Origin of the sequence: Cellulomonas massiliensis JC225 (assembly GCF_000312005.1) — a bacterium.
In the GTDB taxonomy this organism is placed as follows: domain Bacteria; phylum Actinomycetota; class Actinomycetes; order Actinomycetales; family Cellulomonadaceae; genus Cellulomonas; species Cellulomonas massiliensis.
Map to the genome: position 1 here is coordinate 2,601,129 of NZ_HE978588.1, position 1,774 is coordinate 2,602,902.

Sequence of the window (1,774 nt, forward strand, 5' to 3'; positions counted from 1 at the left end):
GACGTGCGCGCCCTCGTCCGCGTGCCGCGCACCGAGGGCGCGGCGCTGGCGCGCGCCCTGGCCGCGTCCGCCGCCGTGCGCAGCGCCCGGCGCGAGGGCGGCAGCGTCCGGATCCAGCTCGACCCGCAGGAGATCGCGTGACCAGGACCGCCCCGACGACCGTCGTGCTCGACCTCGGCAACGTGCTGGTCCGCTGGGACCCGCGGGCCGCGTACCACGGCCGCCTCGCACCGGACGACGTCGACGCGTTCTTCGCGGACGTGCCGTTCGAGCGGCTCGCGCACGCGACGGACGCCGGGCTGCCGTGGGCGGCCGCCCGAGCGCAGGTCCAGCGCTCGCACCCGCACCACGTCGCGGCGCTCGACCTCTACGTGACGCACTTCGCCGACTCGCTGCTGGGGCCGGTGCCGGGCATGCACGCCCTCGTCTCCGAGCTGCGCGCGGCGGGCGTCCGGCTGCTCGGCCTGACGAACTGGTCCGCCGAGACCTTCCACCACGCGGAGCCGGCGGCGCCCGCGATCGGCCTGCTGGAGGGCGTGCTCGTCTCCGGCGAGGTGGGTCTCGCCAAGCCCGACCCGGCGATCTTCGCGCTCCTCGTCGAGCGGTTCGACCTCGACCCGGCGGCCACGGTGTTCGTCGACGACTCGCCCCCGAACGTCGCCGCGGGCGCCGCCGCAGGGCTGGACGCGCTGCTCTTCCGCGACGCCGCCACCCTGCGGCGCGACCTCGCCGCCCGTGGTCTGCTGACCCCGGCCGGTGACTCCCACGGTCCCGGCCCCGCCGGCGGCGAGCGGGGACCCGGCGCGGAGCCCACCTAGGATCGACGCCATGCGCCTCCTGTTCGCCGGCACGCCTGCGCCCGCGGTCCCGTCGTTGCAGGCCCTGCTCGGCTCGCGGCACGAGGTCGTGGCGGTGCTCACGCGCCCGGACGCCCCGGTGGGCCGGGGACGAGCGCTGACCCCGAGCCCCGTGAAGCAGGCCGCGCTCGACGCCGGCGTGGAGGTGCTCACGGGCCGCCCGCGCGACCCCGAGCTGCAGGAGCGCCTGCGCTCGCTCGCGCTCGACGCCGCCCCCGTGGTCGCGTACGGCGCCCTGCTGCCGCGCGAGGTGCTCGACGTGCCGCGCCACGGCTGGGTCAACCTGCACTTCTCCGTGCTGCCGGCGTGGCGCGGCGCCGCGCCCGTCCAGCACGCGCTCATCGCCGGCGACGAGGTCACCGGCGCGTCGACCTTCCGGATCGAGGAAGGCCTCGACACGGGCCCCGTGTTCGGGTCCTTCACCGAGCAGGTCCGCCCGCGCGACACCGCCGGCGACCTCCTGGAGCGGCTCGCCGCCGCGGGTGCGGCGCTGCTCGTCCGGACGCTCGACGGCATCGAGGACGGCGAGCTCGTCGCCGTCCCGCAGCCGGCGGACGGCGTCTCGCACGCACCGAAGCTCGAGGTCGCTGACGCGCAGGTCCGCTGGGAGCGTCCGGCGTACGCGATCGACCGGCTGGTCCGGGGCTGCACGCCCGCCCCGGGGGCGTGGACGACGCTGCCGGACGGCGCCCGGCTCGGCCTCGGTCCGGTCGAGGTCGCCGCCGACGTCGACGACCTCGCTCCGGGCGAGGTGCGGGTGGGGCGGCGCGACGTGCTGGTCGGCGCGGGGTCCGGGGCCGTCCGCCTCGGCCTGGTGACCGCGCCGGGCAAGCGAGCGATGGCGGCCGCGGACTGGGCGCGCGGCGCGCGCCTCGAGCCGGGCCTGCGGCTGGGGCGGCGGCATGAGCGACGGGTCC

3 protein-coding genes are annotated in these 1,774 nt (G+C 78.2%); all 3 read left to right on the forward strand.

Features of this window, described 5'->3' with window-relative positions:
• The first annotated feature begins 21 nt into the window (after nt 1-21).
• Nucleotides 22-141, forward strand: a complete 120-nt coding sequence (locus tag HGCM_RS20590) for a hypothetical protein (RefSeq protein WP_503089899.1) — start codon at nt 22-24, stop codon at nt 139-141.
• Nucleotides 138-818 (forward strand): HAD family hydrolase, encoded by a 681-nt coding sequence (locus tag HGCM_RS18225; RefSeq protein WP_019137136.1) that lies wholly within the window; start codon nt 138-140, stop codon nt 816-818. The genes HGCM_RS20590 and HGCM_RS18225 overlap by 4 nt, the downstream gene beginning before the upstream one ends.
• 10 nt (nt 819-828) lie before the next feature.
• The coding region (locus HGCM_RS18230) for a methionyl-tRNA formyltransferase (RefSeq protein WP_019137137.1) at nt 829-1,774 on the forward strand (946 nt) is incomplete at its 3' end.